We start from the raw sequence: 2,441 nt of genomic DNA, 5'->3' as shown, positions 1-2,441 counted from the left end.
GTGCGCCCAGATAGGGCGTTGTGCAAAGCAGTTTAAGGTACTGCCGCACACGGCAGTGTGCGAAACAATCTGCCTTACCGACTAAGGAGAAATCCTTTACGGGAACAGCGCATGGCAGAAAAAGGAATAGTCACCAAAGGACTTAGGTGCGACTGTTTCCTAATGTTAAGAAGATATGAGGATAAGATTGGGTTTATCGAATGTAAGGTTCCAGTTCCTGTTTTTTGCAGGTGTGGGAAAAGTCCTGTAACCCATGTCATAACGCTGTCACGTCATCTTTCACGGCGGGACAACTGCTACACGTTATGAAACAGGCGTGAGAACACGTCATAACGAACCGAAAGCATATCCGACAATCTTCATTCACCTAAGCACAACGCTAACTGGGGATTGCCTAAGTCCGGCTCATTCGCCGGATATGGCAACGGAGGCTCCATAGTAGTCCGAGAGGGGTAATGACCCTTACATGGCGAAGGGAGCCAGTTAGTAACATCTAAAATGTAAGAATGAAAGGGAGGAGAAACCTCAATGAAACCAACATCTGAAATTTTAGAGCGTATTGAAAGGTGTTCCAGCGAACACAAAGACGGCGTATTCACAAGGCTATACAGATATTTACTCCGTGAAGATATTTACTACGCCGCCTATCAGAAACTTTATGCAAACAAAGGCGCAACAACACAGGGTATCGACGACGATACCGCAGACGGTTTCAGTGACTTCTATGTAAAAGAGTTAATCCAGTCACTAAAGGACGGAACCTACAAGGCTAACCCTGTAAGACGTGGGTATATTCCAAAGAAAAACGGAAAACTCCGTCCGCTGGGTATCCCGTCTTTCCGTGACAAGCTCCTGCAAGAAGTTGTCAGAATGATTTTGGAAGCTATCTATGAACCTGTCTTTGACAGTCACTCCCACGGTTTCAGACCGGGCAAAAGCTGTCATACCGCACTCCGTCAGATTTCTTCTGACTTCACAGGCGTGGTTTGGTTTATCGAGGGTGATATTCAGGGTTGTTTTGATAACATCAATCACGAAAAACTGATTGAGATTTTGAGCAGGAAAATCAAAGACAGTCGTTTTCTGAACATCATTCGCCAGTTTTTGAAAGCTGGGTATATCGAGAATTGGAAGTATAACGCCACTTACAGCGGTTCTCCGCAGGGTGGTATCTGTTCACCGATACTTGCAAATATCTATCTGAATGAGCTGGACAAGAAGTTTCGGGAAATCGCAGAACGCTTTGATAAACCGAGGTCCGCATATCAGACACCGGAATATCATACGGCAAGCAAAGAATTAAAAAGGCTGTCCTACTGGATTGACCATACCGATAATGAAGCGGAAAGACAAGAACTGATTGACCAGCATAAAGCGCAGAAGAAAGCTATGAGAAATCTGCCCTGCAAACCCGCCGACAATAAGAAATTTACTTTTGTCCGCTATGCGGACGACTGGCTGGCAGGTGTGTGCGGCACAAAAGCGGAATGTGAAGAATTAAAAACCGAAATCGCTGAATTTCTAAGCACAGAGTTGAAATTGACCTTGAGTGAAGAAAAGACGCTGATAACGCACAGCTCCGAAAAAGTCCGTTTCATTGGCTATGATATTTGCGTCCGCAGAAATCAGGAGGTCAAAGGTCACAGAATGAAAAACGGGACGTGGAGAAAATCCCGTACCCTGCACATGAAAGTTGCCCTTACTATTCCCCATACGGAAAAGATTGAGAAATTTATGTTTGCAAAGAAAGTCATTCGCCAAAAGGAGAATGGGGAGTTCCAGCCGATACACAGAGCCGGACTTCTCAACCTTGCGGATTATGAGATTGTGGAGCAGTACAATGCCGAAGCAAGAGGACTATGCAACTATTACAATCTGGCCTGTGACTATCACACGCTGGACTACTTCTGCTATCTCATGGAGTATAGCTGCTTAAAGACGATTGCCAACAAGCATAAAACCAGTATCCGCAAAATCATCCGCCAGCACAAAGACGGGAAAACGTGGTCTGTTCCTTATGAAACCAAAGCTGGGACAAAACGTGTACGCCCTGTTAAAATCGCAGATTGTAAGCGTGGCGAAGCGAGTGACATCATCTATCAGAGAAAGAAATTTAGCTGGAAAACCACTATCAGACAACGGCTTAATGCCAGAGTTTGTGAACTATGTGGGTGTAAAGAAGCCGACTTGTACGAGGTTCACGTTATACGGAACCTAAACGAGTTGGGGAATTCTGATTGGGAAACCGTGATGAAAAAGAAGCGGCGGAAAACACTTGTTGTTTGTAGCAAGTGCCATGAAAGAATACACAAACACTAATCAATACGTCAATTACTAATGGGGAGCCGGATACTTCGAGAGGAGTAAGTCCGGTTCCGAGGGAGGGTGTAGGAAACCTGCCGCCAACGGCGGCAAGACGCCTTTACCCTACCCTACGATTT

The 2,441-nt window shown here is 45.4% G+C and carries 1 protein-coding gene; it reads left to right on the top strand.

Annotated features, from left to right (window positions below; all coding sequences use genetic code 11):
- Positions 1-528 precede the first annotated feature (528 nt).
- Positions 529-2,319, top strand: a complete 1,791-nt coding sequence (locus HMPREF1548_RS13815) for a reverse transcriptase domain-containing protein (protein WP_002382861.1) — start codon at positions 529-531, stop codon at positions 2,317-2,319.
- Positions 2,320-2,441: the final 122 nt, after the last annotated feature.

The organism is Clostridium sp. KLE 1755, from assembly GCF_000466465.2.
In the GTDB taxonomy this organism is placed as follows: Bacteria; Bacillota; Clostridia; order Lachnospirales; family Lachnospiraceae; genus Eisenbergiella; species Eisenbergiella porci.
The sequence above is the reverse complement of the archived record's forward strand: the minus strand, read 5'-3'. Positions and strand labels throughout refer to the sequence as shown.